The sequence below is a fragment of the uncultured Thalassospira sp. genome (genome assembly GCF_963976115.1).
In the GTDB taxonomy this organism is placed as follows: Bacteria; Pseudomonadota; Alphaproteobacteria; order Rhodospirillales; family Thalassospiraceae; genus Thalassospira.
Map to the genome: position 1 here is coordinate 129,895 of NZ_CAXBJJ010000005.1, position 24,905 is coordinate 154,799.

At 54.0% G+C, this 24,905-nt stretch carries 20 protein-coding genes and 1 tRNA gene; 4 read left to right on the top strand and 17 right to left on the bottom strand.

Annotated elements, in window-relative coordinates:
* Positions 1 to 17: 17 nt before the first annotated feature.
* The 5 genes from AAC086_RS07505 to AAC086_RS07525 form a co-directional block, all read right to left on the bottom strand.
* Positions 18 to 1,637 carry an ABC transporter ATP-binding protein gene (locus AAC086_RS07505; protein WP_339777181.1) on the bottom strand — a complete coding sequence of 540 codons (1,620 nt, stop codon included), beginning with the start codon at positions 1,635 to 1,637 and terminating at the stop codon, positions 18 to 20.
* Positions 1,638 to 1,646: 9 nt separating this feature from the next.
* The gene (locus AAC086_RS07510) at positions 1,647 to 2,681 is read right to left on the bottom strand and encodes an ABC transporter permease (protein ID WP_339777183.1); all 1,035 of its coding nucleotides are present in this window, start codon (positions 2,679 to 2,681) and stop codon (positions 1,647 to 1,649) included.
* A 4-nt stretch (positions 2,682 to 2,685) separates the two neighbouring features.
* Positions 2,686 to 3,795, bottom strand: a complete 1,110-nt coding sequence (locus AAC086_RS07515; protein ID WP_339777186.1) for a microcin C ABC transporter permease YejB — start codon at positions 3,793 to 3,795, stop codon at positions 2,686 to 2,688.
* Between the two features lie 3 nt (positions 3,796 to 3,798).
* Positions 3,799 to 5,736: an extracellular solute-binding protein gene (locus AAC086_RS07520; protein WP_339777189.1), complete on the bottom strand. Its 1,938-nt coding sequence runs from the start codon at positions 5,734 to 5,736 to the stop codon at positions 3,799 to 3,801.
* A 114-nt stretch (positions 5,737 to 5,850) separates the two neighbouring features.
* A complete protein-coding gene (locus AAC086_RS07525; protein ID WP_339777192.1) occupies positions 5,851 to 6,768 on the bottom strand; it encodes a LysR substrate-binding domain-containing protein in 918 nt (305 codons plus the stop codon).
* Between the two features lie 152 nt (positions 6,769 to 6,920).
* On the opposite strand from AAC086_RS07525, the gene AAC086_RS07530 reads away from it, so the two are divergent.
* The gene (locus tag AAC086_RS07530) at positions 6,921 to 7,136 is read left to right on the top strand and encodes a hypothetical protein (protein WP_339777195.1); all 216 of its coding nucleotides are present in this window, start codon (positions 6,921 to 6,923) and stop codon (positions 7,134 to 7,136) included.
* 316 nt (positions 7,137 to 7,452) lie between these two features.
* Here AAC086_RS07530 and AAC086_RS07535 read toward each other — a convergent pair whose 3' ends face one another.
* The 3 genes from AAC086_RS07535 to AAC086_RS07545 form a co-directional block, all read right to left on the bottom strand.
* Positions 7,453 to 8,751: a class I SAM-dependent methyltransferase gene (locus AAC086_RS07535; protein WP_339777197.1), complete on the bottom strand. Its 1,299-nt coding sequence runs from the start codon at positions 8,749 to 8,751 to the stop codon at positions 7,453 to 7,455.
* Between the two features lie 140 nt (positions 8,752 to 8,891).
* Entirely contained in the window at positions 8,892 to 9,887 is a 996-nt protein-coding gene (locus tag AAC086_RS07540; protein ID WP_339777200.1) for an NADPH:quinone oxidoreductase family protein, read from the bottom strand.
* 92 nt (positions 9,888 to 9,979) lie between these two features.
* The gene (locus AAC086_RS07545) at positions 9,980 to 10,396 is read right to left on the bottom strand and encodes a hypothetical protein (RefSeq protein ID WP_339777202.1); all 417 of its coding nucleotides are present in this window, start codon (positions 10,394 to 10,396) and stop codon (positions 9,980 to 9,982) included.
* Between the two features lie 211 nt (positions 10,397 to 10,607).
* Here AAC086_RS07545 and AAC086_RS07550 point away from each other — a divergent pair.
* Positions 10,608 to 10,697, top strand: a tRNA-Ser gene (locus tag AAC086_RS07550).
* A 115-nt stretch (positions 10,698 to 10,812) separates the two neighbouring features.
* On the opposite strand, the gene AAC086_RS07555 is transcribed toward AAC086_RS07550, so the two are convergent.
* The 8 genes from AAC086_RS07555 to AAC086_RS07590 all read right to left on the bottom strand — a co-directional run bounded on the left by AAC086_RS07555 (position 10,813) and on the right by AAC086_RS07590 (position 19,586).
* A complete protein-coding gene (locus AAC086_RS07555; protein ID WP_339777204.1) occupies positions 10,813 to 11,349 on the bottom strand; it encodes a paraquat-inducible protein A in 537 nt (178 codons plus the stop codon).
* 202 nt (positions 11,350 to 11,551) lie between these two features.
* On the bottom strand, positions 11,552 to 12,505 hold the full coding sequence (locus AAC086_RS07560; protein ID WP_339777207.1) for a TQO small subunit DoxD: 954 nt from the start codon (positions 12,503 to 12,505) through the stop codon (positions 11,552 to 11,554).
* Between the two features lie 336 nt (positions 12,506 to 12,841).
* On the bottom strand, positions 12,842 to 13,471 hold the full coding sequence (thpR, locus tag AAC086_RS07565; protein WP_339777209.1) for an RNA 2',3'-cyclic phosphodiesterase: 630 nt from the start codon (positions 13,469 to 13,471) through the stop codon (positions 12,842 to 12,844).
* Positions 13,472 to 13,551: 80 nt separating this feature from the next.
* Positions 13,552 to 14,439, bottom strand: coding sequence for a pirin family protein (locus tag AAC086_RS07570; protein ID WP_339777211.1), 888 nt, complete (start codon positions 14,437 to 14,439; stop codon positions 13,552 to 13,554).
* A gap of 87 nt (positions 14,440 to 14,526) precedes the next feature.
* A complete protein-coding gene (locus AAC086_RS07575) occupies positions 14,527 to 15,567 on the bottom strand; it encodes an NADP(H)-dependent aldo-keto reductase (RefSeq protein WP_339777213.1) in 1,041 nt (346 codons plus the stop codon).
* 126 nt (positions 15,568 to 15,693) lie between these two features.
* Entirely contained in the window at positions 15,694 to 16,845 is a 1,152-nt protein-coding gene (locus tag AAC086_RS07580) for an FIST C-terminal domain-containing protein (RefSeq protein WP_339777215.1), read from the bottom strand.
* 174 nt (positions 16,846 to 17,019) lie between these two features.
* Entirely contained in the window at positions 17,020 to 17,721 is a 702-nt protein-coding gene (locus AAC086_RS07585) for a J domain-containing protein (RefSeq protein WP_339777218.1), read from the bottom strand.
* Positions 17,722 to 18,836: 1,115 nt separating this feature from the next.
* Positions 18,837 to 19,586 carry an arylesterase gene (locus AAC086_RS07590; RefSeq protein WP_339777221.1) on the bottom strand — a complete coding sequence of 250 codons (750 nt, stop codon included), beginning with the start codon at positions 19,584 to 19,586 and terminating at the stop codon, positions 18,837 to 18,839.
* Positions 19,587 to 19,732: 146 nt separating this feature from the next.
* Here AAC086_RS07590 and AAC086_RS07595 point away from each other — a divergent pair, with 146 nt between their 5' ends.
* Both AAC086_RS07595 and AAC086_RS07600 read left to right on the top strand, forming a co-directional pair.
* Positions 19,733 to 20,488, top strand: coding sequence for an ABC transporter ATP-binding protein (locus AAC086_RS07595; RefSeq protein WP_339777224.1), 756 nt, complete (start codon positions 19,733 to 19,735; stop codon positions 20,486 to 20,488).
* Entirely contained in the window at positions 20,488 to 23,031 is a 2,544-nt protein-coding gene (locus AAC086_RS07600; protein WP_339777225.1) for an FtsX-like permease family protein, read from the top strand. The genes AAC086_RS07595 and AAC086_RS07600 overlap by 1 nt, the downstream gene beginning before the upstream one ends.
* A gap of 133 nt (positions 23,032 to 23,164) precedes the next feature.
* Here AAC086_RS07600 and AAC086_RS07605 read toward each other — a convergent pair whose 3' ends face one another.
* Positions 23,165 to 24,781: an acyl-CoA synthetase gene (locus AAC086_RS07605; protein ID WP_339777228.1), complete on the bottom strand. Its 1,617-nt coding sequence runs from the start codon at positions 24,779 to 24,781 to the stop codon at positions 23,165 to 23,167.
* Positions 24,782 to 24,905 lie beyond the last annotated feature (124 nt).

Sequence of the window (24,905 nt, forward strand, 5' to 3'; positions counted from 1 at the left end):
TGCTATAGCGCGTCAAATCACCCAATGGGGGCATTCATGTCAAGCGCTGCAGCCAGAAGCTCCTTTGTATATGCATGTTGCGGGTGGTCGAAAATCTCGTCGGCGGTCCCGCTTTCAACAAGTTTTCCGCCCTTCATCACCATCACACGGTGCGACAGGGCGCGCACCACTTTCAGGTCATGACTGATAAACAAATACGCCATATTGTGGCGCGCCTGCAAATCGCGCAGCAATTCCACGATCTGCGCCTGTACTGACATATCGAGTGCCGAGGTCGGTTCGTCAAGGACCATGAAGCGCGGTTTTAACACCAAGGCCCGCGCAATCGAAATCCGCTGGCGTTGCCCGCCGGAAAATTCGTGCGGATAACGATGCAGCGCACTTTCGGGCAAATCCACCTCGATCAGGGCCTGGGCAATACGTTCTTCGCGCGCGGCTTTGTCAAGTTCCGGCTGATGAATTTCCAGGCCCTCACCCACGATCTGGGCCACGGACATACGCGGGCTTAGCGACCCGAACGGGTCTTGAAACACCACCTGCATGTCGCGGCGCAAGGCGCGCATTTGCGCACCATCGCGCGCACGCACATCAACCCCGTCAAAGGTGATGTCGCCTTGCGACTGCAACAACCGCAAAATCGCCAGCGCCAAGGTGGTCTTGCCCGACCCGCTTTCGCCAACAATACCCAATGTCTCGCCCTGTCGCACCGAAACCGATACGCCATCCACCGCTTCAAGATAATATTCCGGGCGCCCCAGAATACCTTTTTTGCCCATCGGAAAACGGACGTGAATTTCGCCGGTTTGCAACAATTGCCGGGCGTCATCGGGCAACGGCCGCGCCTGCCCCGATGGCACCGCATCGAGCAAACGGCGGGTGTAAGGGTGGCGGGGCTGTTCGAACAGGCGGGCATTATCGCCAAATTCAACAATCTCGCCGTCTTTCATCACACAAACCTGATCGGCCATTTTCTTGACGATCTGCAAGTCGTGGGTAATCAACAACAAGGCCATGCCCAGCCGGTTTTGCAGATCGCGCAACAATTGCAGAATTTGCGCCTGAATGGTCACATCAAGTGCGGTTGTCGGTTCATCGGCAATCAGCAATTCGGGGTCGTTGGCAAGGGCCATGGCGATCATGACGCGCTGGCGCTGCCCGCCCGAAAGTTCGTGCGGCAAAGATCGCAACCGTGATTTCGGATCGGGAATGCCAACCAGATCCAAAAGCTCGATAATGCGGTCGCGGGCCTTGGCCCCGCGCAACCCCTTATGAAGCAACAAAACCTCGCCAACCTGCTTTTCCACATTATGCAGCGGATTAAGCGAGGTCATGGGTTCCTGAAAAATCATCGCAATGCGATTGCCCCGGATCTGGCGCAAGGTCCGCTCGGGGGCACCGATCATTTCCTGCCCGTCAAACAGGATCGAACCTGCCGGGTGGGTAGCGCGAGGATAAGGCAGCAATTGCAAAATCGACATTGCCGTTACCGATTTACCCGACCCGCTTTCGCCGACAAGTGCCAGCGTTTCGCCGCGTTGCATGCGAAAAGAAACACCGCGCACGGCATCAACACTGCCAAAGCGCACAGCAAGATTGCTGACATCGAGAAGATATTCGGCTTTGCCCTGTTGTGACATCAAATTCCCCTAGAATGTCTTGCGCGGATCAAAGGCATCGCGCACGGCTTCGCCAATAAAGATCAGCAAACTCAGCATGATGGCGATGGCGAAAAAAGCGGTAATGCCCAGCCACGGTGCCTGCAGATTGTTTTTGCCCTGCGAGAGCAATTCGCCCAGCGATGGCGACCCCGGCGGCATGCCCAGGCCAAGAAAATCCAGCGAGGTCAGGGCAACGATGGAACCGTTGAGCACAAAGGGCAAAAACGTCATTGTCGCGACCATCGCATTGGGCAACACGTGCCGTGTCATAATGCGAAAATCGCCAACCCCCAACGCCTTGGCAGCACGGACATATTCAAAATTACGGGCGCGTAAAAATTCGGCACGGACAAGGCCGGTCAGGCTCATCCAGCTAAACAGGACCATAATGAACAACAGCGTCCAGAAACCCGGCGCAAACAGGCTGGCCAGAATGATCAGGATAAAAAGTTGCGGCAGCCCGCTCCAAATTTCAATCACCCGCTGGAATGTCAGATCAATCCAACCACCGAAATACCCCTGAACCGCCCCCGCAGCGATACCAATCACGGAACTGATCAGGGTCAGGGCCAAACCAAACAGCACCGAAATACGAAACCCGTAAATCAGCCGCGCCAGCACATCGCGGCCCAAATCATCGGTGCCCAGCCAATGCCGCGTCGACGGCGCTGCAGGCAACGGTTCGCGCATGTTAAAATCGATGGTGTCGTAAGAAAACGGAATGATCGGCCAGACGGCAAAGCCGTTATTCTGGATTTTTCCCTGTAAATAGGGATCATAAAAATCGGTCGCGACATCAAAATCACCGCCAAATGTGGTTTCGGGGTAATCCTTGACGATGGGAAAATACCAGTTGCCATCATATTTAACGATCATGGGCCGGTCATTGGCAATGCCTTCGGCCAAAAGGCAAATCACAAACAGAACGGCAAAAATCATCAGCGACCAATAACCACGCCGGTTGGCACGGAAATTTTCGATACGACGCAGATTAAGGGGCGAAAAGCGCAGTATTGTTGCCATGGGGTCAATCCTTCCGCGCGTCAAAGTCGATGCGCGGATCGACGAAATGATAGGCCAGATCGCTAACCAGGTTTAAAACCAGCCCCGCCAGCGTAAACATATAAAGAGTGGCAAACATCACCGGGTAATCGCGTTTCATAACCGATTCAAACCCTAAAAGTCCCACCCCGTCGAGCGAGAAGATCACCTCGATCAGGACAGATCCGGTAAACAACAACCCGATAAGCGCACTGGGGAACCCGGCAATCACCAGCAACATGGCATTGCGAAACACATGCCCGTATAAAACCCGCTTTTCGCTAAGCCCCTTGGCCTTTGCCGTCACCACATATTGTTTGTTGATTTCATCCAGAAACGAATTTTTGGTCAGCATGGTCAGCGTGGTAAAACCACCAATGGTCAGCGCAGTAATCGGCAGGGTCAAATGCCAGAAATAATCGCCGATTTTCCCCAAAAGCGACATGTCGCTCCACCCTGGCGATGTCAGGCCGCGTAACGGGAAAATATCAAAATATGTACCCCCCGCAAACAACACAATCAGCAGCACGGCAAACAGAAAACCCGGTATCGCATAGCCCGTGATAATGGCAACCGATGTCCAGATATCAAAGTTGCTGCCATCGCGTACCGCCTTGGCAACGCCTAGCGGCACCGAAATCAGATAAATAATCAGCGTGGACCATAAACCCAGCGAGATTGACACCGGTAATTTGTCGATCACGATGTCAACGACATCGCGGTCCTGAAAATAGCTTTGGCCAAAATCGAAGGTCAGATAATTTTTCATCATCATCCAGAACCGTTCATAGGCCGGTTTATCAAACCCGAACTGTTTTTCAAGCTGGGCGATCACTTCGGGGTCTAACCCCTGTGCGCCCCGGTATTTGGAATCACTTGAAAAATTGTTACCGGCCTTGGCGCTGCCACCACCGCCGCTATCCGCGCCATTGTTGGAAATGCGGGCCGTGGTTGAAACATCGGCCCCTTGAAGCTGGGCGACCATCTGTTCCACCGGGCCGCCCGGCGCAAACTGCACAATGGCAAAGTTTAAAACCATGATGCCAAACAGGGTGACCGGGATCAGCAAAATGCGCCGCAGAATATAATTCAGCATGGCTTAATACCCCCCCTTACCCAGTTTTTTCGATTTTTCCGGGTCAATCCACCAGGTCATCATTGAATTGCCTTTGGTTGGCACCACCGATGGCCTGCCAAAAATGTTCCAATATGCCAAGCGATCAGCGGGTTGATACCATTGCGGAATGGTATAATCGCCCCACAGCAGCACACGGTCCAATGCGCGGGTGCGCTGCACCAGGCTGTCGCGGCTTTCGGCAGAAATCACGAGATCAATGATCTGATCGATCACCGGGTCCTTGATACCCGCATAATTTTGACTACCCGGTTGCTCCGCCGCTGCCGAAGACCAATAATCGCGCTGTTCATTGCCCGGCGACAGGGTTTGCTGCCACCATATCGTGGTCATGTCAAAATCGTGCGACTGTATCCGGTTAATCCATTGACCGGTATCGATCAGGCGAAAATCCATTTCAATGCCAAGCTGACGCAGGCGGGTTTGCATCATCAGGGCAATCTTTTCAAATCCCGGCTGGCGCAACATCAGGCTAAAGCGAAACGGTTCACCGGTTTTTTTGTTGACCAGTTTCTGGTCGCGCAATTCCCATCCGGCATCGTTTAACAATGTCATGGCTTCGCGCAGGGCCTTGCGGCGGCCATTCTCCTGATCGTAGTCAGGCAGGCTATAGGGTTTGCTAAACAGATCTGGTGGCAATTGATCCCGAAACCTGTTGAGAACTTCCAGTTCCTCGCCCTGGGGCAGGCCAGAGGATGCCAGTTCGGAATTGACAAAGTAACTGTCGGTCCGCTGATAGGCGCCATAAAACATTGCCCGGTTCAGCCACTGAAAATCCATCGCATATTGCAAGGCACGGCGCACCCGATGATCGGCAAAAAGCGGACGCCGGGTATTCATAATAAAGCCCTGCATCCCGCGCGGTTGATGGTTGGGGATCAGTTCCTTTTTGATATTGCCATTACGCACTGCGGGTTTGTCATATCCGGTGGCCCATTCACGTGATGCATGTTCCGTGCGGTAATAATATTCACCGGCAAAAAACGCCTGACGTTCCACATCGAGGTCGCGGTAATAATCGTAGCGAATGGTATCAAAATTATACATGCCCTTGACCGAGGGCAGGTCCTTTGCCCAATAATTTTTAACCCGTTCATAGGTAATATATCGGCCGGGTTCAAAATCCTTGATCTTATAAGGCCCGCTGCCCACCGGGATTTCAAAGGTGGTTTTGGTAAAATCCCGGTCTTTCCAGTAATGCTTTGGCAAAACCGGAATCTGCCCCAAAATCAGCGGCAATTCCAGATTATCGCCCGGCTTGAGGACAAATTTGACCGTCAAATCATCGAGTTTTTCCAGATGATCGACCGAGGCATAATATTGCCGATAAAGCGGACTTCCCTTCTCAATCAACGTATTGAACGAGAAAATCACATCGTCGGCGGTGATCGGGGTATCGTCCTGAAACCGGGCGGCAGGGTTGATAAAAAACGTCGCATAGGACCGGTCTTGCGGCACTTCGATCTTTTGCGCCACCATCCCGTATTCGGAAAACGGCTCGTCCTGACTGCTGACCAGCAAGGTATCATACATCAGGCCAAGCCCGATCGCCGGATCGCCCTTCAGAATATAGGGGTTCAGGGAATCAAACGAACCATGCCAGCTATCTCGCAAAATGCCGCCTTTGGGCGCATCGGGATTGACATAATCAAAATGGGTAAAACCCGGCCCGTATTTTAAATCGCCATACAGCGATATCGCATATTCAGGCCGCGCCAGACTGGCAAGGGGTTCCTCGCTAACCGCGATGGTCGGGGCGGGGGTGATATTGGGTTTGGCTTCTTTCGCCTGGCTGGCAGCCGACCATGCCAGCGCCATACAGCCTGCGATCAATGCCCCGATCATATGCTTTTTACGCCACATATGCCTCAACCGGACCACCCCACCTGTACTGATATCCATCAAAATGACCGTCTTTTCCACTGATCGCGGTTGGTGATGCAAGGCAGATATACCTTTTGTCTGCGTTTTCATAATGAAGAACAAAGGGGTTCAATTTCAAGGCATCATACCCGACTACACCTGTTTTTGAACGGATTTGCGCTTTGTGGTTTCAAGGGTGATTTCACTCATCAACCAATCGCGAAAGGCACGCACCTTGCGCCGTTCCAAACGCCCGTCCGGGTAACACAGCGAATAGGCATAGGGACTGTCAACCGGCAAATCAAACGGCACGGTCAACCGGTTGGTCACCACATATTCGCCAATCATCGCCGGGTCGGAGATAACCACGCCAAAACCACTCGCAGCGGCTTCCATTGCCATATCCAGGGTGGCAAAAACCGGCCCCCGGTCGGCATCGACCCCTTTAATCCCCGTACCATTCAGCCAGATGCGCCAGTCTTCACGCTGGGCAGAGCAATGCAGCAACGGCACCTTGGCCAGGTCTTCCGGGCACGCCAATTGCGCCACCAGGCTGGGATGACACACCGGCAACAACCGTTCACCGGTTAAAAATTCATGCACCAACTGATCGCCCGGCGTATCGGCAAAACGAATGGCGATATCGGTTTCCGAAAAATCAACCGGCAGGCTATCGTCGTTAAAGGTGCCCAATTGCACCTGCAAATCGGGGTATTCCGCCTGAAACCGCCCCAGACGCGGCACGATCCAGCGCATGGCAAAGGTTAGCGGCGCGACCACCCGCAACTGGACATCATCGGCCCGATCCTCGATTCGCCCGACCGCCGATTCAATCGCGTCAAACGCATCGGTCAGCGACATCAACAAAATACGCCCCGGTCGCGTGAGTTTTAGTCGCCTATGATGGCGATCAAACAACCGCCGCCCCAACACATCTTCCAGGTGTTGAACCTGACGGCTGACAGCGCCCTGGGTAACGTTAAGTTCTTGTGACGCTTTGGTAAAACTTTCAAGACGTCCCGCGACTTCAAAGGCCCGCAAAGCATTCAACGGCAAGGGTCGACGTTTCATAGCTGGCCTTCTTGCATGAGTTTATCTCATAGTATGATGCTAAAATATGGTTTGAGAACACGTAAAAAACAGTATAACCCTGAGTTTAACAAACCGAAATTCATGGCCGCATCCCTTGAGAGAGCCGCCAACAGATTGAAAGATATACAATTATGGTAGCGATCACCAAGAATACCGCCCTGCTTAACGCCCCGCGCACCCGCAACACCGATACACTGGATCGTCTGTTTGCGCTGCCGCGCCAGTGGGCCGCACGCTTTACACTGCGCAACCGCCTTGCCGACATGGACGCGCATTTGCTGCGCGACATTGGCTGGGACGTTTACGATGCCCGCATCGAAGCCAAAAAACCTTTCTGGCAGGCCTGATCGGCCCGCCATCGCGGCAAAACATTTTGCTGCCGACCGGGCCGGGTCGCATTCCGGTCAGTTGAACGACCAAACACGGAAACTCATTATGTCTCCCCGATTTTTCAGCTTGCAAGGGCGCCTTTCATTCCCCTTGCAGGTTCTTGATGCCCTGATTCGTGCCTTCACACAAACGCAATCGCCGCTATCCCAACCGCAGCCGCGCATTCGTTACTGACGTGCACGATACGATCCAGGCCGGACATCCCGTGATGTCCGGCTTTTCTTTTGTCTTGCCCAAACCACCCTCCCTGCACACAGCAAAGCCACCGGCCAATCAAACGGGATGTCGCAAAAACAGCAGGTTGGCCGCCGATAATACGGAAAACAGGGCCGTTACTTGCACATAAAAAGACTGTTTTTCCGGCACCGGGTCAAACGACTGACGAATGTCTTCCAGGCTGCGCGTCGCGTTTACCCGCGACAAAATCGCGGCACTGGCCGGGGGCAGCTTGCAGGTCAGTGAAAATCCGTTGAAATTGATTTTAATCTGCGCATTTTTGGCCACCGATGCGGCCAGTTTGGCCCTGTCAATCCGCCCCAGATAAGGCACCATCACCGCCACATCCTGCCCGCCAACCGACAGTCCGCCCGCCTTGCCCGTTTGCGAAATTTCCATCGGGCGCGTTTCATTCTCTGCCTTTACGACATAAAAAATATGCTTGGTAATGTTGCCTGCCAGCAATTCAGCCATGGCGTGACGCGCACGTGCCGACAAACCCGCCAGTTTTTCCAGGATATGCAGGTTTGATGTGTAAATCGCCGGGTCATAGCGCAACGGTTCAACAAAATTTTGCAATCGCAGCCCTGCCTGCGCGACAAAATCATACACTTCATCCACGCGGTAAGCCCGGTCTTGCTGATGCAACAGCAAATCATAAAACCCGGCATCGCCGCCCTCGATATGATCATTCACAAACGGATTGCGTTTAAGCCAGTTGGTCGGCGGCAGACCCGCAAACAATGCCTGGCCGGTTTCAAGCCGGGCGCGCCCTGCGGCCTCGGCCGACAGGCGCTGCATCATTTCCTGCACATGATAAACACCGGTACGGCCGATGGTGGCGTAAACCATCAAGCCCATGCCACCACCGGACTTAAGGCAATTGGCAAGGGTGCGCAACCCGGCATCAGGGTCGGGCAAGTGATGCAGCACACCGCAGCAATCAATATAATCATAAGGGCCATATTGCGCCGCCAGATCAACAAACGATCCGGTGACAAAGGTAACATTTTTAAGCCCGCGCCGTTTGATCCGACCCTCGGCAATGTCGCGCGATGCCGCCGAGAGATCGATATACACAATTTCGGCATTGGCCCCGCGATCATGGGCCTGCTGGGCCAGCATCACCACCGCATCGCCTGTCCCGCCGCCCGCAACCAAAATACGCAACGGTGCGCCTTTTACGCCGGGGTCACGTCCGCCAAAAACATAATGAACCACTTCGCCCCAGTCACCGGGCGATCCCGTGATCAGGCGTTGGTCCTCATCCTCGGCCCGACGTGCGGGATAGGGGAATGTTTCGTACTGGTCACGGGTACGGCTGGCATTGTGTTTGGGGGATTTAGACCGGCTCATACAGATGCTTTCTTAGGGATTTGCCATCAGTTGACAGGCCACATATGCAGCCCCAGAGTAAAATCCACAGTTTTCGGAATTCTGGCAAGCCCTTGTGGCCTATATTACGCGCCAACCACCAGACAACAGCCCAAAACCCGTTAATCTGTGTCTTTGCGGCACAGAACGACCATTTTGTGTGTCGCACTGCGATCCCGCAGGGCCGCAAAGGCCAGCGGTGCATCGGCCAGATCAAACTTGCGCGATACCGACGGGGTAATATAGCCCGCCGCCAGGTTCTGCACCAAATCAGCCATGCCCGCGCGGGCTGCTTCCGGGTTTTGCTCCAGATAAGCGCCAAAATAAAACCCCAGCACCGCAATGTTTTTAACCAGCAAAATATTGGCCGGTATCCGGGGAATATCGCCACTGGCAAAGCCGATCACCAGCAACCGCGCGCCAGGGGCGACACAGCGCAAGGACTGATCAAACACATCACCGCCCACCGGGTCGTAAACCACGTCCACCCCGGCAGGCCAGCCATGGCGCTGGCATATATCCTTGACCGCCTCGGCAATGTTTTCGGATTTATAATCAATCACAAAATCCGCCCCGTGCTGGCGGGCAATGTCGCATTTTTTTGCACCACCGGCCGTGGCAATCACCTTGGCCCCCAGAACCTTGGCGCATTCGACCGCCGTCACACCAACGCCGCCCGCGGCCCCATGCACCAGCACAACCTCGCCCGCCCGCACAGCGGCCCGGTATTTCAGGGCAAACCACGATGTTCCATAGGTAATCTGAAAAGCAGCGGCATCGGCAAAGGCCACACCATCGGGTATGGGAATGATACGATCCGCCGGGTGGGCCATTTTTTCGGCAAACCCGCCATGGGCGGCCATTGCCATCACCCGTTGTCCGATCAGGGTGGCGTCAACGCCGGCGCCCACCTCGGCAACGATCCCGGCAATTTCAAAACCGGGAATAAAGGGAAGATCGGGACGATGTTGATATTTGCCCGCAATGATCAAGGTATCGGCGAAATTGACGCCACAGGCATAGATGTCAATCACCACCTCGCCGGGACCGGCGACGGGATCTTCCACTGTCCGCAGAACGGGATCGACGCCGGTTTTTTCGCACATCATCGCCCGCATCGCCGCTCTCCGCCGGTTATTGGTTAAAGCTGCCCGGATACGATTGGCCCCAAAGACACATCACACCGGGCCTTCGCTGAAACCCGCAAAAGTTAAAAATATCTGGGCCGACGCCGCCGTCGTGCCAAATAGCTCAGCAAAACACCCGGCACAAGCAACAGCAAAAATGCCGGCAATAACAGACCGGGCACAAAAACCTTGTCCCAAAGCCAGGTCGAGACATATTGCTCGATCAGGGCTTGTAGTAAATTCAGGCTTCCTGCATCCAGACGATACCATAGCTCACCGGCTGCAACGAACCGAAAGGTCCCTGTTTGCAGCGCGCTAACCCCATCGCCAACCAGTACAGCCAGACAGGCAAATAAAAACAGCCAGCCCAGCACCCTGAAAAACCACATACTCTTCTCCGCCTTTTCGGCTTCAAACTTTTCGATTTCGATATAACTATCGACACCGTAACGGCTTTTACCACCCGCAGTAAAGAGCCACCACGGAACCAAACGTCTCATAATGCATAAAATTACGGCAAACATTTGATTTGCCGCAGCATCATAGATCAAAGCTATGAAGAAATCGCTCTTTCGGTCGTCATGACGCGGCAAAATCGACAGACCAACACGCCTGAATAAAAATAGTCACACAGCGCTGAATTTGACCTTGTCATCGCCGATCCTGTCGGCTAATGTCCGCCCGCTTTCGCGATATAGACAGATCGCATGTGGAGAGATGGCCGAGTGGTTTAAGGCGCACGCCTGGAAAGCGTGTTGGGGTGTAAGCCCCTCAGGGGTTCGAATCCCCTTCTCTCTGCCACTGACCCAAAGCCCCCCCCCAAACCGTTAAAGATGATAGCGACACGCAAACACAGTTATATTGCGCGTATACCCGTCAGGTGTACCCTAAAGCACGTTTCCTTTAATAACCGTGATCAGGAAGAAGGGTGTAAAGGCACGTCAGGACTGGAATGACGTTTCAGCGTTCTTCTGATCAACGTTACCCCCGTCGCACTGCAAAGCACGGATGCAGAGAAGAAATAGATACCAGGTTCTGTTTTCGCATCACCCAACATAGATGCCTTTAAAGAGACAACAATTAAGGCAATTACCAGAACATCCAACATGCTCCATCGTCCCACCCATTCCAGCATCCCGATTGAGCGGCCTTTCTGCGCTTGCACAAGTGAGCAACCTCTCCACACGTAATCAGATACCGCGATCTTTGCGACAGGCAGGGCAATTGAAAACGCCACAATAATCACAGCGACAAAATATTCATCGCTTCGCCAAAGCAAATAGATGCTGCTGACAATCGAGATGCTGTTCGTGAATATCAGAAGACTTGAAACCTTGACGATTGGCAGCGACACACCAATAAAAAGCATCAAGCACGATGCCCCGAAGAAAAGTGGCGCGAGCTTCTCGATACCTTTTGCGTAATTTGCCAATGCATCTTCAGCTTTACGCATGGTAAAGGCCAATTCCCACCACTTTAACCGCATCACATTCCCTACAATCCCATCGTGCTGATTATTAAGAACAGCTAGAATCAAACATCATTGAACGCAATGAATTATATCTCTTTTATTCAAAATCTGCCAACGCACCAGTCACCTTCGAGGGCGCACGACCATCGCCCCCAAAACGGCTTTGCGAAAACCGGCCGTTAAATCAGTTTCCGGTTTGGGTAAAATGAACAACCGGGTCCTTGTTATCGATCAGATCAATGACCGCCGATTGTGCGCCTGCGGGGATTTGAATATCGGTTAGCGAGCCAAGGCGCAGTTTCAAAACACCATCCACGACTTTACCAGAATGGGACCATGGGGCAAAATGGTTGTGAATAACGCTGATTTCTTCGGCATTCTGGATAATTTGTGCGCCATCCTGAAGCGTAAAGGTGATGGACTTTACATACGCTGCCGTTGAAGAACCACCGGCATTAACATAAAGCGTGGCCTGATCCGGGTGACCGGGGACTTCGTTGGCGACAATATTATAGGCGCCGGTACTGGTCAGCTTGTGAAAATCGAAAATCCCGAAATAGTACGAATAAAAACCGCCCGTCATCAGGATCGATAACGCCGTAAGGCTGATCGCGACGGGCCGGGTAATGTATTTTGCCAAAACATCCAGACCAAAACGCTGATCAAGCGAAAAGCTGCCGGGGCCAAACATCACAACGCTGACCGAAATCGCAAACCCAAGTGCGGCCATCGTCCATTCATCAAGGCATTCAAACCCCATCCAGCCAAAAATCAGCATCAGCGCGATATTGATCAACGCAGACCCTGTTGCCGCCAGGCGGGTTAAAAGGCCGAAAATCAGGGCCAGGCCGACCAGCACTTCGGCTGTCGACATCACATAAACAGACCATTCGGTAATAAGCGGATTGTACAGAACCCAGTGAATGGCCGCTTCCACCGGAGAGCCCGGGGCTGCTTCAACCAGCTTGTTGGCCAAATGACCGGGACTGGTAATGTCATGCTTGGCCGGAACATTATAAAAGCGTCGCCATCCGCCCATCAGGAAAACAAAGCCCATGGAAATCGCCGAGGCGCGCAGGGCAATATCCCTGGCAAAGTCCAGGGTCGCTGGCTTTTTCGAATCAGAATCGTAGAGCATTTGGAAGTTCCTTATGAACGCAAGCCGGGCGGAGACGTTTTAATAATATCCCGGGAAGCCGACAGGAGATGGAGGGGAAAACACAGGGAAAACCGGAAGTGTCGACGAAATTAGAAATAGTAATGTCAGCGCCGCTAAACGTTGATACGCATCAAATACAAGAAAAAAATGTGAAACAAGGCAGGCACATGTGCGGCCAGATAACATGCCCGTCGCGCAGCCTGAATGTTCAGTTCGTCGATCTAAGGGAAAGTGCTTTAACGAGATATGGCTGGATATTGGCACAAGCATCAAGGCCCCGGCCCGGTGCATTTACGCACGGTCGGGGCTTATGTGTTATCTTTCCGGCCCGACAGAAAAATCAATATCGGCAAAGACATCGTGATCCCCGGTCCGGGATTTTTCCGGTGCAGGCACGTCAATACCCTCGCCATATTCAGCCATAACCTGATAAACCGGGCCATCCCGCGTTGAAATTGACTGATACAAACAAAAACGCGTCACCCGAAAAGCACGACTGGCGAGATCGGCATGGTCCGCCACCGCCTGCCCGACCACGGCCCTGCTGGCCGAACGATTGCGCCCCAGCGTGATATGCGGGGCAAATTTACGTCGATCAAGCTGGCCTGAAATAGCATCGCAGCGAAACAGCGCAGATTCTACCCGGTGCGCCAGTTGGGTTAACACGGGTTGGGGCAGCACCGCAGCCCACAAAATGCGGGCTTTGCGGTCTGTGCCAAACATGCCCAACCCGGCAACTTGCAGATCAAACGGGCTAAAGCGGGTATGGAGCAACGCATCATCAATTTGCGCCGCGACGATGCGATCCTGCACATTGCCAATGAATTTCAGGGTTAAGTGCATGTTTTCGGGGGTTTGCGCCTCCAGCCCGCGAATGGCGCGGGCAATGGGATACAGGTCTTGGGCGATATCGGCCGGGATGGGAATACCGACAAACAAGCGCATTTTCAGTCTCGCATACAAATTGGGGAATTTGGGCCTGCCCGGCCAGGCAAAATGGTCGCCGGGCACGGCCTTTCGGACGGTCAGGAAGCTGGTGGCGGGGTGACTTTTTGCGATGTACCTGGCAGCGGCACCAGGTCATCTTCCCCTGGCACCGGATCAAACCGGCCATCGCGCCAGTCCGCTTTGGCCTGTTCAATTTTATCCTTGCTGGTGGCGACAAAGTTCCACCAGATATGACGATGCCCCAGCGGCAGACCGCCCAGCAACATCACCCGGCAATGATTTTCGGCAACAATATCGGGGATTTCTTCGGGTGCGACGTAAATGAAGCTAAAGGCTTCATACCGCACACCATTCACCCGCAAAGCCCCGCCGATCACATATAAAGCTGCCTGCTGGTTTTCGCCAGGCAGCAACAACTGCGCCCCGCCATCCATATGAACATCGAGGTAAAACAGCTTTGATTTCACCGGCACCGGTGCGGTGTGACCAAAGGCTTCGCCCGCGATCAGGCGCATATGCAGGCCGGATTCATGGATCACCGGCAAATCATCCTTGCGGACATGGGTAAATTCGGGCGCGCAATCTTCGTCAGCCTCGGGCAGGGCAACCCATAACTGCAAGCCATGCAAATTATGGTCGGAATGGCGCAAATCAGATGTTTCACGTTCCGAATGCACAATGCCGCGCCCGGCGGTCATCCAGTTTAAATCGCCCGGCGTAATTTCAAGATGATTGCCCAGACTGTCATGGTGCAAAATGGCACCGTCAAACAGATAGGTCACCGTTGCCAGACCGATATGGGGGTGAGGTGGCACATCAATCCCCGAACCGGCCTCGAAACTGACCGGTCCCATATGGTCAAAAAACACAAACGGACCAACGGAACGGACATCACGATGGGGCAAAAGGCGCCGCACGGACATTCCCTCCAGGTCGGTTTCCTTGCCTGAAACGATCACGACCATACGACGCCTCCTTATTTATCCGGTTTATCCGGCGTTACCGGGCAGCAAGATCAATGTCACCCGGTGTAAAGACACAGCCTATCCTGCTTAGGGGCAAGGATTGGGCCACTGGGTTTGGATATTTTCGATTTCAGCCAGAATATCATCCGACAGGGTGATATCGGCGGACCCGATATTTGATTTCAGCTGTTCCATCGAGGTGGCCCCGATGATATTCGCCGTCAGGAAAGGCCGCGAATTCACATAGGCCAGGGCCATCTGTGCCGGGTCCAGCCCGTTATCTTTGGCAAGTTTGACATAGGCTTCGGTTGCCTTGATGCCATTTTCCTTAAGATAACGGCCAAAATATTGCGGCCACAAGGTGGTGCGGGCACCTTTGGGACGGGCACCGTTCAGATATTTCCCCGAAAGGGCTCCGCCGCCCAGCGGCGAATAGGCCAAAAGGCCGGCATCTTCGCGGATCGAGCATTCGGCCAGACCCACTTCATAGGACCGGTTCAACAAACCATAGGGGTTCTGAACCGACACAACCCGGGGCCAGCCTTTTTTCTCGGCCCATTCAAGAAACTTCATCAGGCCCCACGGGGTTTCGTTCGACAGGCCGATATGGCGCACCTTGCCCGCCTTGACCGCATCGTCAAGAGCAGAAAGAGTTTCCTCGATCGGGGTGAAGGCCTCGTCGGTATCATGCTCGTAGCCCAGTTTGCCAAAGAAATTGGCATTCCGGTCCGGCCAATGAAGCTGATAAAGGTCAACATAATCGGTTTTCAGGCGCGAAAGAGAGGCATCAATGGCCGTGAAAATCTGATCACGGGTCAGGCGCGGGCCACCGCGGACATAGGGAAAACGTTCTGCCGGGCCGACAATTTTGGTGGCAATCACCAGATCATCGCGCTTGCCGCGTTTTTCCAGCCAGTTGCCGATGATGGTTTCGGTGCGGGCAAAGGTCTCTTCCATCACCGGAACCGGATACATTTCGGCGGTATCGATGAAATTGACGTCATGGCTGGTGGCGTAATCAAGCTGTTCGAAAGCTTCTTCCTGGGTGTTTTGTTGGCCCCAGGTCATGGTTCCAAGGCAGATAACACTGACATTAATGTCAGTACGCCCCAAACGGCGATATTCCATACTAAAAGTCCCCTTTTGTGCGGCCTTGTTTGCGGGCCGCTTCATTTTGGAAATAGGATGAATATATCCTGCCGCGACGACAATGAAACCGCTACCATGTTTTTTTCATGAGATTTCATCACGATATTACATGAACAGGGTCAAAACGCCCGTATAGGCGTAAAAACGGTCGTTACAAATTTCACCATTCCCGTAAAAACCGGTCAGGGGCAAATCGCCCAGTTCTTCCTGAATGATCATCATTTCGCGGTTTTCAGTGCCAAACAAATGCGGCCCGCGCGCCACACAACTGCAATAAAGCGCCCCGCGCGGCCTTGCGGGCAGTCGGCGCTGCAAATCGGCCAGCATCCGGCGCAAATCCTGCTCGGCGGTCGCACTGTCACGGCGGACAAAGCGCACGGCATCGCCGGGCTGGGCATCATCATTCACCGCCAATAAATTATTTTGCGGATCAATCCCCATCAGGTTGCGCACAACAAAATCGCCGGTGTCGGTTCCTGGCACCATAAAGGCAAGATGATACCGCCCGGTGCCCGCCTGCGCCCCCGCCCCGCCGCCAGATGCCAGCGACAGGCCGTTTTCATCGGCTGCCATTTCATCACAAAACACCTGATAGGCCGGTTTATCATCCAACAGGGAAATAATGCCCCCGCGCCCCTCGGTCACCCGATGGACAGGCCCGATGGGCGAACAGGCCTGACTAAGCCCGACCTGCACAACCGTATTGCCCGCAAACAAAACCCCCGACAGACCACCACCTGTAACCTTGTTGGCAATTTGTGCAGACCCCTTGTCACTGCCAGACGCGACACCCCCCACCAGATAGGTCGAACCGGTGCGCGCCAGTTCGGGCAGAAGTTTAAGGGTATCGGGCACGGCAGGATCGGCATGAACCAGGCCAAAAAGCGGTTCTAAGCGGGCAATCGCCTCCTGAAGAACGGCGTCATCAATATCGGCATCAGTACGCAGGGGATCAAAAACATGGAAACTGTCTTCGCCAAGCGGCGCGATCATGACCGATGCTGCGGGCACCCCGAAATAAGCCCGCCCCGGCCCGCAAACGCCAACCCCGGACGCACCAACCCAAAATTCAACACCAAGGCGAGAGCGCAGAAATGTCAACATGCTGCCCATGTCGCCTGCAATCACTTCGGACACATATAAAAAGGCCAGGCCGCCGCTGATTGGTCCCTGACGTTCCAGTTTTTCGGCCAATTCCGACGAAATGGACGCCCAATGTTCGCCGCTGGCATGGGCCGCCATAAATTCTGCTGTCATGATGTTCCCCCGCTTGTGGGTGCGACCACCGCGTGCAAAGCCAAACAGTGGCGTTACATCACGTTCCGATGATCATGACACCCTGTTTGTTATCCTGCCAGACGGCGTTATCTCTTCGCACGCAGGATCAATCTAACCCTTCCGTGGATCGGATCACAAGGCCCCAAAAGCAGATCAGCCAACGTGGCGACGCAACAGCTCCATCGCGGCATTTAACTGTGTCATGCGCTGATGGGACCCATAATTGCTGTCAGGGTGATGGATGGCGGCCAAAACCCGGTATTTTGTCCGAATGGCTTTTAAATCTGGCCGGGCACCGGGGGCAAACCCCATCACATGCAAGGCATCATTATAGGTGCTTACCCCGCGATCAAGCGGATCAAAGGCCAGATTATGAACGATCTGGCGCAGCCTTTCGACCTCTTCGCGCGATTGCACCAGTTCGGCGGGCGGCTGCATCACGCGTTTTTTAAGGTCGGCAACTTCCTGCAAGGCCCGGCGTTCAGCAGCCAGAACATCGGGGCGGTCCACCCGGATGCGCACATCACCGCCTTCAAAATCCAGCGCCATTTTCAAGGCCTTACGCACGGTAACAACCGAGTATCCCGACGGCAAACGCAATTGCAGGCGCGGTTTACGGCGCCATGGCCGACCTTCGGCGGGGCCGGATTTCAAAACAATGGTTTCGCGGTCCCCCGCAGGCGGATCGCCCGGGTCAGCATAGTCATCAATAACGTTGCGGGGCACAATCAACATCACAGAACGCGCCAGATCGGCAGCATTGACCTCGCGGCGGGCGGCCAAATCCAGCACGGCATCCCGAAAAACACTGGCACAGGGAATGGTATAGGACTGTTTTACAGTTTGCGTCGCCATGAAGCCCCTTGTCACAAAAATGGCTTTGATCCTGTGCGACAGAAACAGAAAAACGGCCTGCCGTCTGCTTTAACAATCGCGCGGCAAAGTGTATGCGATGGAATTTTGCCATACAACTACAAAAGTAGACACTACGTGTCACTTGCCGATCACACGGTCGCTTTTATCGAAAACGAACCGCTCCTTCTGCCCGACCGAAGCGCCAGATACGACCATAACTATCTGATATTAATATGTATTATCTAGAAAATACCGGAAATTCTGAACATTCTGAAAATGCATAACAAAGTATTAACAAACCCGGCAAGAGCCATGCAACGAAACTGGCACCAGACCGAAAAAACGTAATATTCTAAAAATAAATCAATTAATTCATACACTTAGTTAATATTTATACAATTACAGCACCCGACACTATCCGCAGCCTCCAAAACAGAAATTTGTTTCGGTTCAGGGCCTAATTTAAGAGGTTTGGAACACACAATGGCCCCTTGAATTGGATGAAATCAGAAAAATCCACGAATGCAGTTATGAATTTTGCGATCAGAACACTGTCGTAAGTAAACAAGGTATTAACAAGCACGCCCAACGGCAAGAATCAGCACTTTTAGGGGGAACTTTGTCATAATCACCATAAAACATATACCAACAGAAAACTCACAACATATTGATAATAATATATAAAATTAAAAATATGCACTCAACTTACTATACATAAGGATCAAAAGGCGCCATCATTGCCAATTCGTTACGAATTCTATCTACATTTGCAGTTTTACACGGCGAATTTTTGCCCCTGCGTGGAATTCAGCCCCCAATTGATGTCATTTCAGGTCCAAATACCGCGCCAAGTCTTTAATGATACGATATTTTCTGCGCGATGTGCCTGCGCAGCCATGCGAATTTGACGCACTGTGTATTTGCCCCCGTGGCATCGGCACCCCCGGATGCCTCGCCTTTCAAAGTGCAATGAATAACGGCAAACCCGCAACAGCTTGGCTGGCACCAGGCCCAAAGCATTTTTCAACGGCCATGAAGCGCACAATCACCCACGCGGCCCTGCTGTGACGGGCAACGTCACCCGTGCGAAGAAATGCATCAGGCCGAAAAAAGGATCAATAATTTAAGGCACTTAACACTACGGGGGTTATTTTTTGCACAATGATCTCGACACCTTTGGCATTGGGATGCATACCGTCGCCCTGGTTAAGGCCGGGGTCGGCGGCAACACCCTCAAGGAAAAAGGGATAAAGCGGCAATTGGTATTTTTGCGCCAGATCGGCATAAATCGAATTAAACTCCGCCCCGTATTCCTTCCCCATATTGGGCGGCGCAATCATACCCACCAGCAAAATGCGGGTTTGGGTTGTTTGTAATTTTTCAATGATTTTTTCAAGGTTACTGCGGGTCTGGGCCGGATCAACACCGCGCAAAGCATCATTTGCGCCCAGTTCAAGCACCACCAGATCGGGTTTATCAACCATTGCCCAATCAAGCCGGGCCAGCCCCGCCGCCGTCGTATCACCCGATACGCCACTATTGATCACGTTGGCATCCATCCCGGCATTTTTCAGGGATTCTGCCAGATTAGGGGCAAATCCATCCTGTTCGGGCAAGCCATAACCGGCAATCAGGCTATCGCCAAACAACACAATGGTTGGCTTTTGCGGTGTGGCATTGACGTCGTTTGACGTTTGGGCATGGGCGGCCGATAAAAATATACAAATCGAAACGAAAACCAGCGCCGTATAAAAAAGGATCGTCCGCTGCCAACGGGCACCGTTATCAGTATTGGCAAAAGTGAAACGGTTAACACCCGGGCCTTGCTCCGATGTGGATATTGACACATTTCTGAAGGTAATCATTGGCTTCCTCTTGTAATGCTGGCGCAATATTCGGGTGTTTGACATATTTGAACGCCAAATTGCATGAAAGTTAATCATCGCAATGGCTGTTTGCCCCTGTCAAATGCCTACCAAATCGCAATGGCGCAACCCTGACTGGAATTTTCATGCGTGATTCTGCTTCTGCACCGTCCCCGTCATCGACCACCGCCCCCCCCGAAACAGCTGCGGTTTCCCCGGCAAACCTGCCCATAAACGTAAAGGGCCTGAAACTCAGCCTGAAAGGCCCTGCCGGGACTGTTGATATTTTGAAAAACATCGATTTGTCGATCAAGGCAGGCGAACGCGTCAGCCTGATCGGCCCGTCGGGATCGGGGAAAACATCGCTTTTGATGGTCATTGCCGGGCTGGAACAAGCACAAGATGGCACCCTTGAAATTTGCGGCCATAATTTGCGCCAGCTTGGCGAAGACGGATTGGCCCTGTTTCGCCGCCATCATGTCGGCATCGTGTTTCAGGATTTTCATCTGGTGCCATCAATGAGTGCGCTTGAAAACGTGGCCTTGCCTTTGGAATTTTCCGGGCGAGCCGATGCGTTTGAGCGCGCGCGTGAAGAACTGACCGCGGTTGGCCTTGGCCACCGCCTGGACCATTATCCCGGCCAACTCAGCGGCGGCGAACAACAGCGTGTTGCCCTGGCCCGCGCACTGGCAACCGATCCGGAATTGCTGCTGGCCGACGAACCCACCGGCAATCTTGACGGGCACACAGGCGAAACGATTATTGAATTGCTGTTTGATCTGGCTCGCAAAAAAGGATCGACCCTGCTTTTGATTACCCATGACGAAGGCCTGGCCGCCCGGTGCGACCGATCCATCACCATGCGCGATGGCGTTATTGTATCGGGTGGGGATGGTGCGTAATGCGGGGTAAAACAACGCAACCAAACCAGTGGAGGCTGGCAGGGCGGGTGGCACGTCGCGAATTGCGCGGCGGTTTGCGCGGCTTCTGGATATTTCTGGCCTGCCTTGCCCTGGGTGTAGGCACCATTGCCGCCGTGGGAAATGTTTCGCAATCGGTTTTAGGCGCGCTGGAACGCGATGGCCGTGCCCTTTTGGGCGGCGACATTGAAATTCAACAGGTCAACCTGCCCGCCAGCCCCGCTCAGCAAAGCTGGTTTGCCGACAATGCCGCGCGTGTTGAACAGATTACCACCTTGCGCGCCACCGCCTATGGCAATAACCAGCGCCGACTGGTCGAATTAAAGGCGGTTGACGACCAATACCCGCTTTTTGGACAGATTCAGTTGCAAAACGATGTCCCGTTTGCGGGCATTTTAACCAAAAAGAACGGTCTTTGGGGCGGCGTTGCCGAAGCAGGATTGTTAGAGCGCTTAAACATCAAAGTCGGCGATACGGTAAAACTGGGCGATACAGATGTGCAAATTCGCGGCATCATCGCCAAGGAGCCCGACAAGGCCATTGGCTTTTTAAACTTTGGTCCCCGTTTGATGGTCGCCTTGCCCGCCATGGCCGATACCGGCCTGATTGTGCCGGGCAGCCTTGTCCATTATCATTATCTGATCGATCTGAAAAATAACGACACCATCAAAGCCTTTCGCACCCGTTTGGATGATGCCTATCCCGACGAAGGCTGGCGTGTACGCGATACCCAAAATGCCAGCCCCGGCCTGAAAAACTTTATCGAACGGCTGACATTGTTTTTAACCCTGGTCGGGTTATCGGCCTTGCTGGTGGGGGGCATTGGTGTTGCCAATGCCGTGCGCAGCCATGTCGAAAGCAAAACGTCCGTGATTGCGACGTTAAAATCAATCGGCGCGACCCATAATCTGGTTTTGCGGATCTATTTTTTACAAATCCTGACGATTGCGGTTTTAGGGATTATCATTGGCCTGATGATGGGTGCCTTGGCCCCCATGCTGGTTGCCCCCATTCTGGCCGACAAATTGCCAATCGCGGTAACGGCGGCACCTGCCCTGCCCTCGCTTTTGATTGCCACGGCCTTTGGCATTTTAACCACGCTGGTTTTTGCCCTGCCATCCCTGTTGCGGGCGCGTGAAATTCCTGCCGCCCGGCTGTTTCGCTCTGGTGCGGCATTAAGCGGCACTGTCATTCGCCGCCGCGACCTGCCGGTTCTGGCCGTCCCGCTGGTGTTATTGCTGATCCTGACGGTCGCCAGTTCCACCGATACCGCCATTGCGCTGGGTTTTATCGGCGCATCCATTGCCGCCATTGTCATTTTCACCTTGGCCGGGCGCGCCGTTATATCGGTATCAAAACGGTTCACAAAGGGGCGCAGCGCCTTTACCCGCCTGGCATTGGCCAATCTGCACCGGCCCGGCACATCGACGGTGGCGGTGACGTTATCACTGGGGCTGGGCCTGACATTGCTGGTCACCATTGCCAGCATCGAAGGCAACTTGAACCACGAAATACAGGACCGTTTGCCCGAATCCGCCCCGGCGTTTTTCTTTCTTGATATCCGCCCTGATCAGATCGATGCGTTCCGCCGCGAACTTGGTAGCCAGAAAGGTGTTGATAACATTGAACAAACCCCAATGTTGCGCGGCCGGGTTACCGCGTTAAACGGGGTAAGTGCCAACGATGTACCACCAGGCGATGATCGCTGGTTTTTGCGGGGCGACCGGGGGTTAACCTTTGCCAAAACCGCCCCGGCGGGCACCAAAATCACCCAGGGTAAATGGTGGCCGGCAACCTATAACGATGCCAGCAAACCGCTGGTGTCACTAACTGCCGATATCGGGGCCAGCTTTAACCTGAAACCGGGCGATACCCTGAGCGTGAATGTGCTGGGCCGCGATATTACCGCCGAAATCGCCAATCTGCGCGACGTGGACTGGCAAAGCCTGCGCATGAATTTTGCCATGGTATTTTCCCCCGGCCTGATCGACAAGGCCCCCTACAGCCTGATCGCCACCGCCCACATGCCGCCAGCCATGGAAGAACCGGTTGACCTTATGATTGGCAAGGATTTCCCCAATGTTTCCGCCATTCGCGTCCGCGAAGCCCTGGAAGCGGCCAATACGATTTTGGCCGGAATTGGCCTTGCGCTAAGTGCGACCAGTTCCATCGCCATTATTGCCGGGGTGCTGGTGCTGGCCGGTGCGGTTGCCGCCGGGCGGCGCAAACGCATTTATGATGCCGTTGTTCTTAAAACGCTGGGCGCAACACGGGCCAACATCTTATACGCCTATGCGCTGGAATACGGCATTCTGGGCCTGTCAACCGGGCTGATTGCCGCCCTGTTTGGCAGTGCGGCGGCGTGGGCGGTTCTGGTGCTGGTGATGGGGGCAAGCTGGACGCTGTTACCCATGACTATTTTTGGCCCGATCCTGATCGGATTGATCGCCACGTTAACAGCCGGGTTCATCGGCACATGGCAGGCCCTGCGCAGCCCGGCAGCGCCGATTTTACGCAACGAATAAACCCTGATCACAAAAAGCGGGCAGAACCGGCAACAGGTTCTGCCCGCTTTGCTGTTTTAAGGCCAACACAAGCCGGAAAATGGCGATCAAATCGCATACGATTTGATTTTTAGTGCCGTTGACACCGTCAGCCCTAAGCCATATCACGCAAAGCCCGACGCACCACCTTGCCCGTCGCCGTCATCGGCAGGGCATCGATAAAGGCAATTTCACGCGGATATTCATGCGCGCCGAGCCGGGTGCGAACAAAATCCGAAAGATCGCCCGCCAAAGCATCGCTTTGCTGCCCCTGATCACCCAACACCACAAACGCCTTGATAATCTGCCCGCGCACCGGGTCTGCCTTGCCAACCACCCCGGCCATCCGCACCGCCGGATGCGCGATCAGGCAATCTTCAATCTCGCCAGGGCCAATGCGGTATCCCGCCGAACTGATCACGTCGTCTTCACGGCCAACAAAGCGAATAAAGCCGTCCTCGCCCATGGCCCCCAAATCACCGGTCAGCATCCAGTCGCCCATGAATTTGGCCTGTGTGGCCGCGTCATTCCGCCAGTATTGCAAAAACATCACCGGGTCCGGGCGATGCACGGCAATCATGCCAACCTCACCCGGGGCCATTTCGGTTCCGGTTTCATCAATAATCCGCACATCATGGCCCGGCACGGCACGCCCCATATGGCCCGCCGATGTCGCCTTAAGGCGCGATGATGAACTGACAATCATGTTGCATTCGGTCTGACCGTAAAATTCGTTAATCGTTAGGCCAAATGTATCGCGCCCCCATTGCAGCATCTCGGCCCCCAGGGTTTCACCGCCACTGGCAATGGTGCGTAAATGGCAATTATGCTGTGCCACAACACTTTGCGGGGCGGACCGCATCATTTTAAGGGCTGTGGGCGGCAAGAACGCATTGCGCACGCCATATTGGGCCATCAGGGCAAAGGCGCGCTCGGGGTTGAATTTTTCAAACCTGTGGGCCACCACCGCCACCCCGTGATGCCAGGCGGGCATTAACACATCTAACAGCCCGCCAATCCAGGCCCAGTCTGCTGGCGTCCAGATCAAATCACCGGGCTGGGGAAACATATCGTGCGACATTTCAACACCGGGCAAATGGCCCAGCAACACCCGGTGCGCATGAAGCGCGCCTTTGGGTTGGCCGGTGGTGCCCGATGTATAAATGATCAGGGCCGGGTCATCGGCACGGGTTTTAACCGGGGTAAAATCATCGCTGGCCTCGTAACTTAACGCCTTGAAATCCAGGCAATCATCGGGTTTGCCGTCAATGACATAAACATGTTCAAGGGCGGGCAAAAGATCGCGGATTTCGGCAATTTTGCGTGCCCCGGCCATATCGGTGACCAAGGCACGGGCAGCACAATTGCCCAGCCGGTATTCAAGAGCATCGACCCCGAACAGGGTAAATAACGGCACCGCAATTGCACCGAGCTTATAAGTCGCAATATGGGAAATTGCCGTTTCCGGGCATTGCGGCAGCAATATCGCCACCCGGTCGCCCCGCCCCACCCCATGGCGCGATAATACGTTTGCGAAACGATTTGACAAACGGCGCATCTGGGCAAAACTGTAATCGCGGCGGGTGCCATCGGCCCGGCGATGGATCAGGGCAATGCGCGCGGTGTCTTTCGCCCATTTGTCACAAACATCAACGCCGATATTGTAAAATTCCGGCACGTCCCAGGTGAAATCCCGGTCCAGTGCCGCACAGTCATCTCCTGTTGGCAGCATATTTCCTCCCTGCCTGATCCGCCTTGCCCGTTTTCGGGTCTGTCAGAGCGAATATTTGTTATGGCACGCATCCTATGACGGAATGCGGGGAAATAGAACTGTTCCGTTGTTTTTTCTAATGTAA

Coding starts and splice junctions, on each gene's coding strand:
- AAC086_RS07525 (WP_339777192.1), bottom strand. CDS start 6,768: ATGAAACGTCGACCCTTGCCGTTGAATGCTTTGCGGGCCTTTGAAGTC.
- AAC086_RS07600 (WP_339777225.1), top strand. CDS start 20,488: ATGCGGGGTAAAACAACGCAACCAAACCAGTGGAGGCTGGCAGGGCGG.
- AAC086_RS07570 (WP_339777211.1), bottom strand. CDS start 14,439: ATGGTCGTGATCGTTTCAGGCAAGGAAACCGACCTGGAGGGAATGTCC.
- AAC086_RS07535 (WP_339777197.1), bottom strand. CDS start 8,751: ATGAGCCGGTCTAAATCCCCCAAACACAATGCCAGCCGTACCCGTGAC.
- AAC086_RS07590 (WP_339777221.1), bottom strand. CDS start 19,586: ATGATTACCTTCAGAAATGTGTCAATATCCACATCGGAGCAAGGCCCG.
- AAC086_RS07595 (WP_339777224.1), top strand. CDS start 19,733: ATGCGTGATTCTGCTTCTGCACCGTCCCCGTCATCGACCACCGCCCCC.
- AAC086_RS07515 (WP_339777186.1), bottom strand. CDS start 3,795: ATGCTGAATTATATTCTGCGGCGCATTTTGCTGATCCCGGTCACCCTG.
- AAC086_RS07545 (WP_339777202.1), bottom strand. CDS start 10,396: ATGAGACGTTTGGTTCCGTGGTGGCTCTTTACTGCGGGTGGTAAAAGC.
- AAC086_RS07605 (WP_339777228.1), bottom strand. CDS start 24,781: ATGCTGCCAACAGGAGATGACTGTGCGGCACTGGACCGGGATTTCACC.
- AAC086_RS07585 (WP_339777218.1), bottom strand. CDS start 17,721: ATGGCGACGCAAACTGTAAAACAGTCCTATACCATTCCCTGTGCCAGT.
- AAC086_RS07520 (WP_339777189.1), bottom strand. CDS start 5,736: ATGGATATCAGTACAGGTGGGGTGGTCCGGTTGAGGCATATGTGGCGT.
- AAC086_RS07510 (WP_339777183.1), bottom strand. CDS start 2,681: ATGGCAACAATACTGCGCTTTTCGCCCCTTAATCTGCGTCGTATCGAA.
- AAC086_RS07555 (WP_339777204.1), bottom strand. CDS start 11,349: ATGCGTAAAGCTGAAGATGCATTGGCAAATTACGCAAAAGGTATCGAG.
- thpR (WP_339777209.1), bottom strand. CDS start 13,471: ATGCGCTTGTTTGTCGGTATTCCCATCCCGGCCGATATCGCCCAAGAC.
- AAC086_RS07530 (WP_339777195.1), top strand. CDS start 6,921: ATGGTAGCGATCACCAAGAATACCGCCCTGCTTAACGCCCCGCGCACC.
- AAC086_RS07540 (WP_339777200.1), bottom strand. CDS start 9,887: ATGCGGGCGATGATGTGCGAAAAAACCGGCGTCGATCCCGTTCTGCGG.
- AAC086_RS07580 (WP_339777215.1), bottom strand. CDS start 16,845: ATGACAGCAGAATTTATGGCGGCCCATGCCAGCGGCGAACATTGGGCG.
- AAC086_RS07505 (WP_339777181.1), bottom strand. CDS start 1,637: ATGTCACAACAGGGCAAAGCCGAATATCTTCTCGATGTCAGCAATCTT.
- AAC086_RS07575 (WP_339777213.1), bottom strand. CDS start 15,567: ATGGAATATCGCCGTTTGGGGCGTACTGACATTAATGTCAGTGTTATC.
- AAC086_RS07560 (WP_339777207.1), bottom strand. CDS start 12,505: ATGCTCTACGATTCTGATTCGAAAAAGCCAGCGACCCTGGACTTTGCC.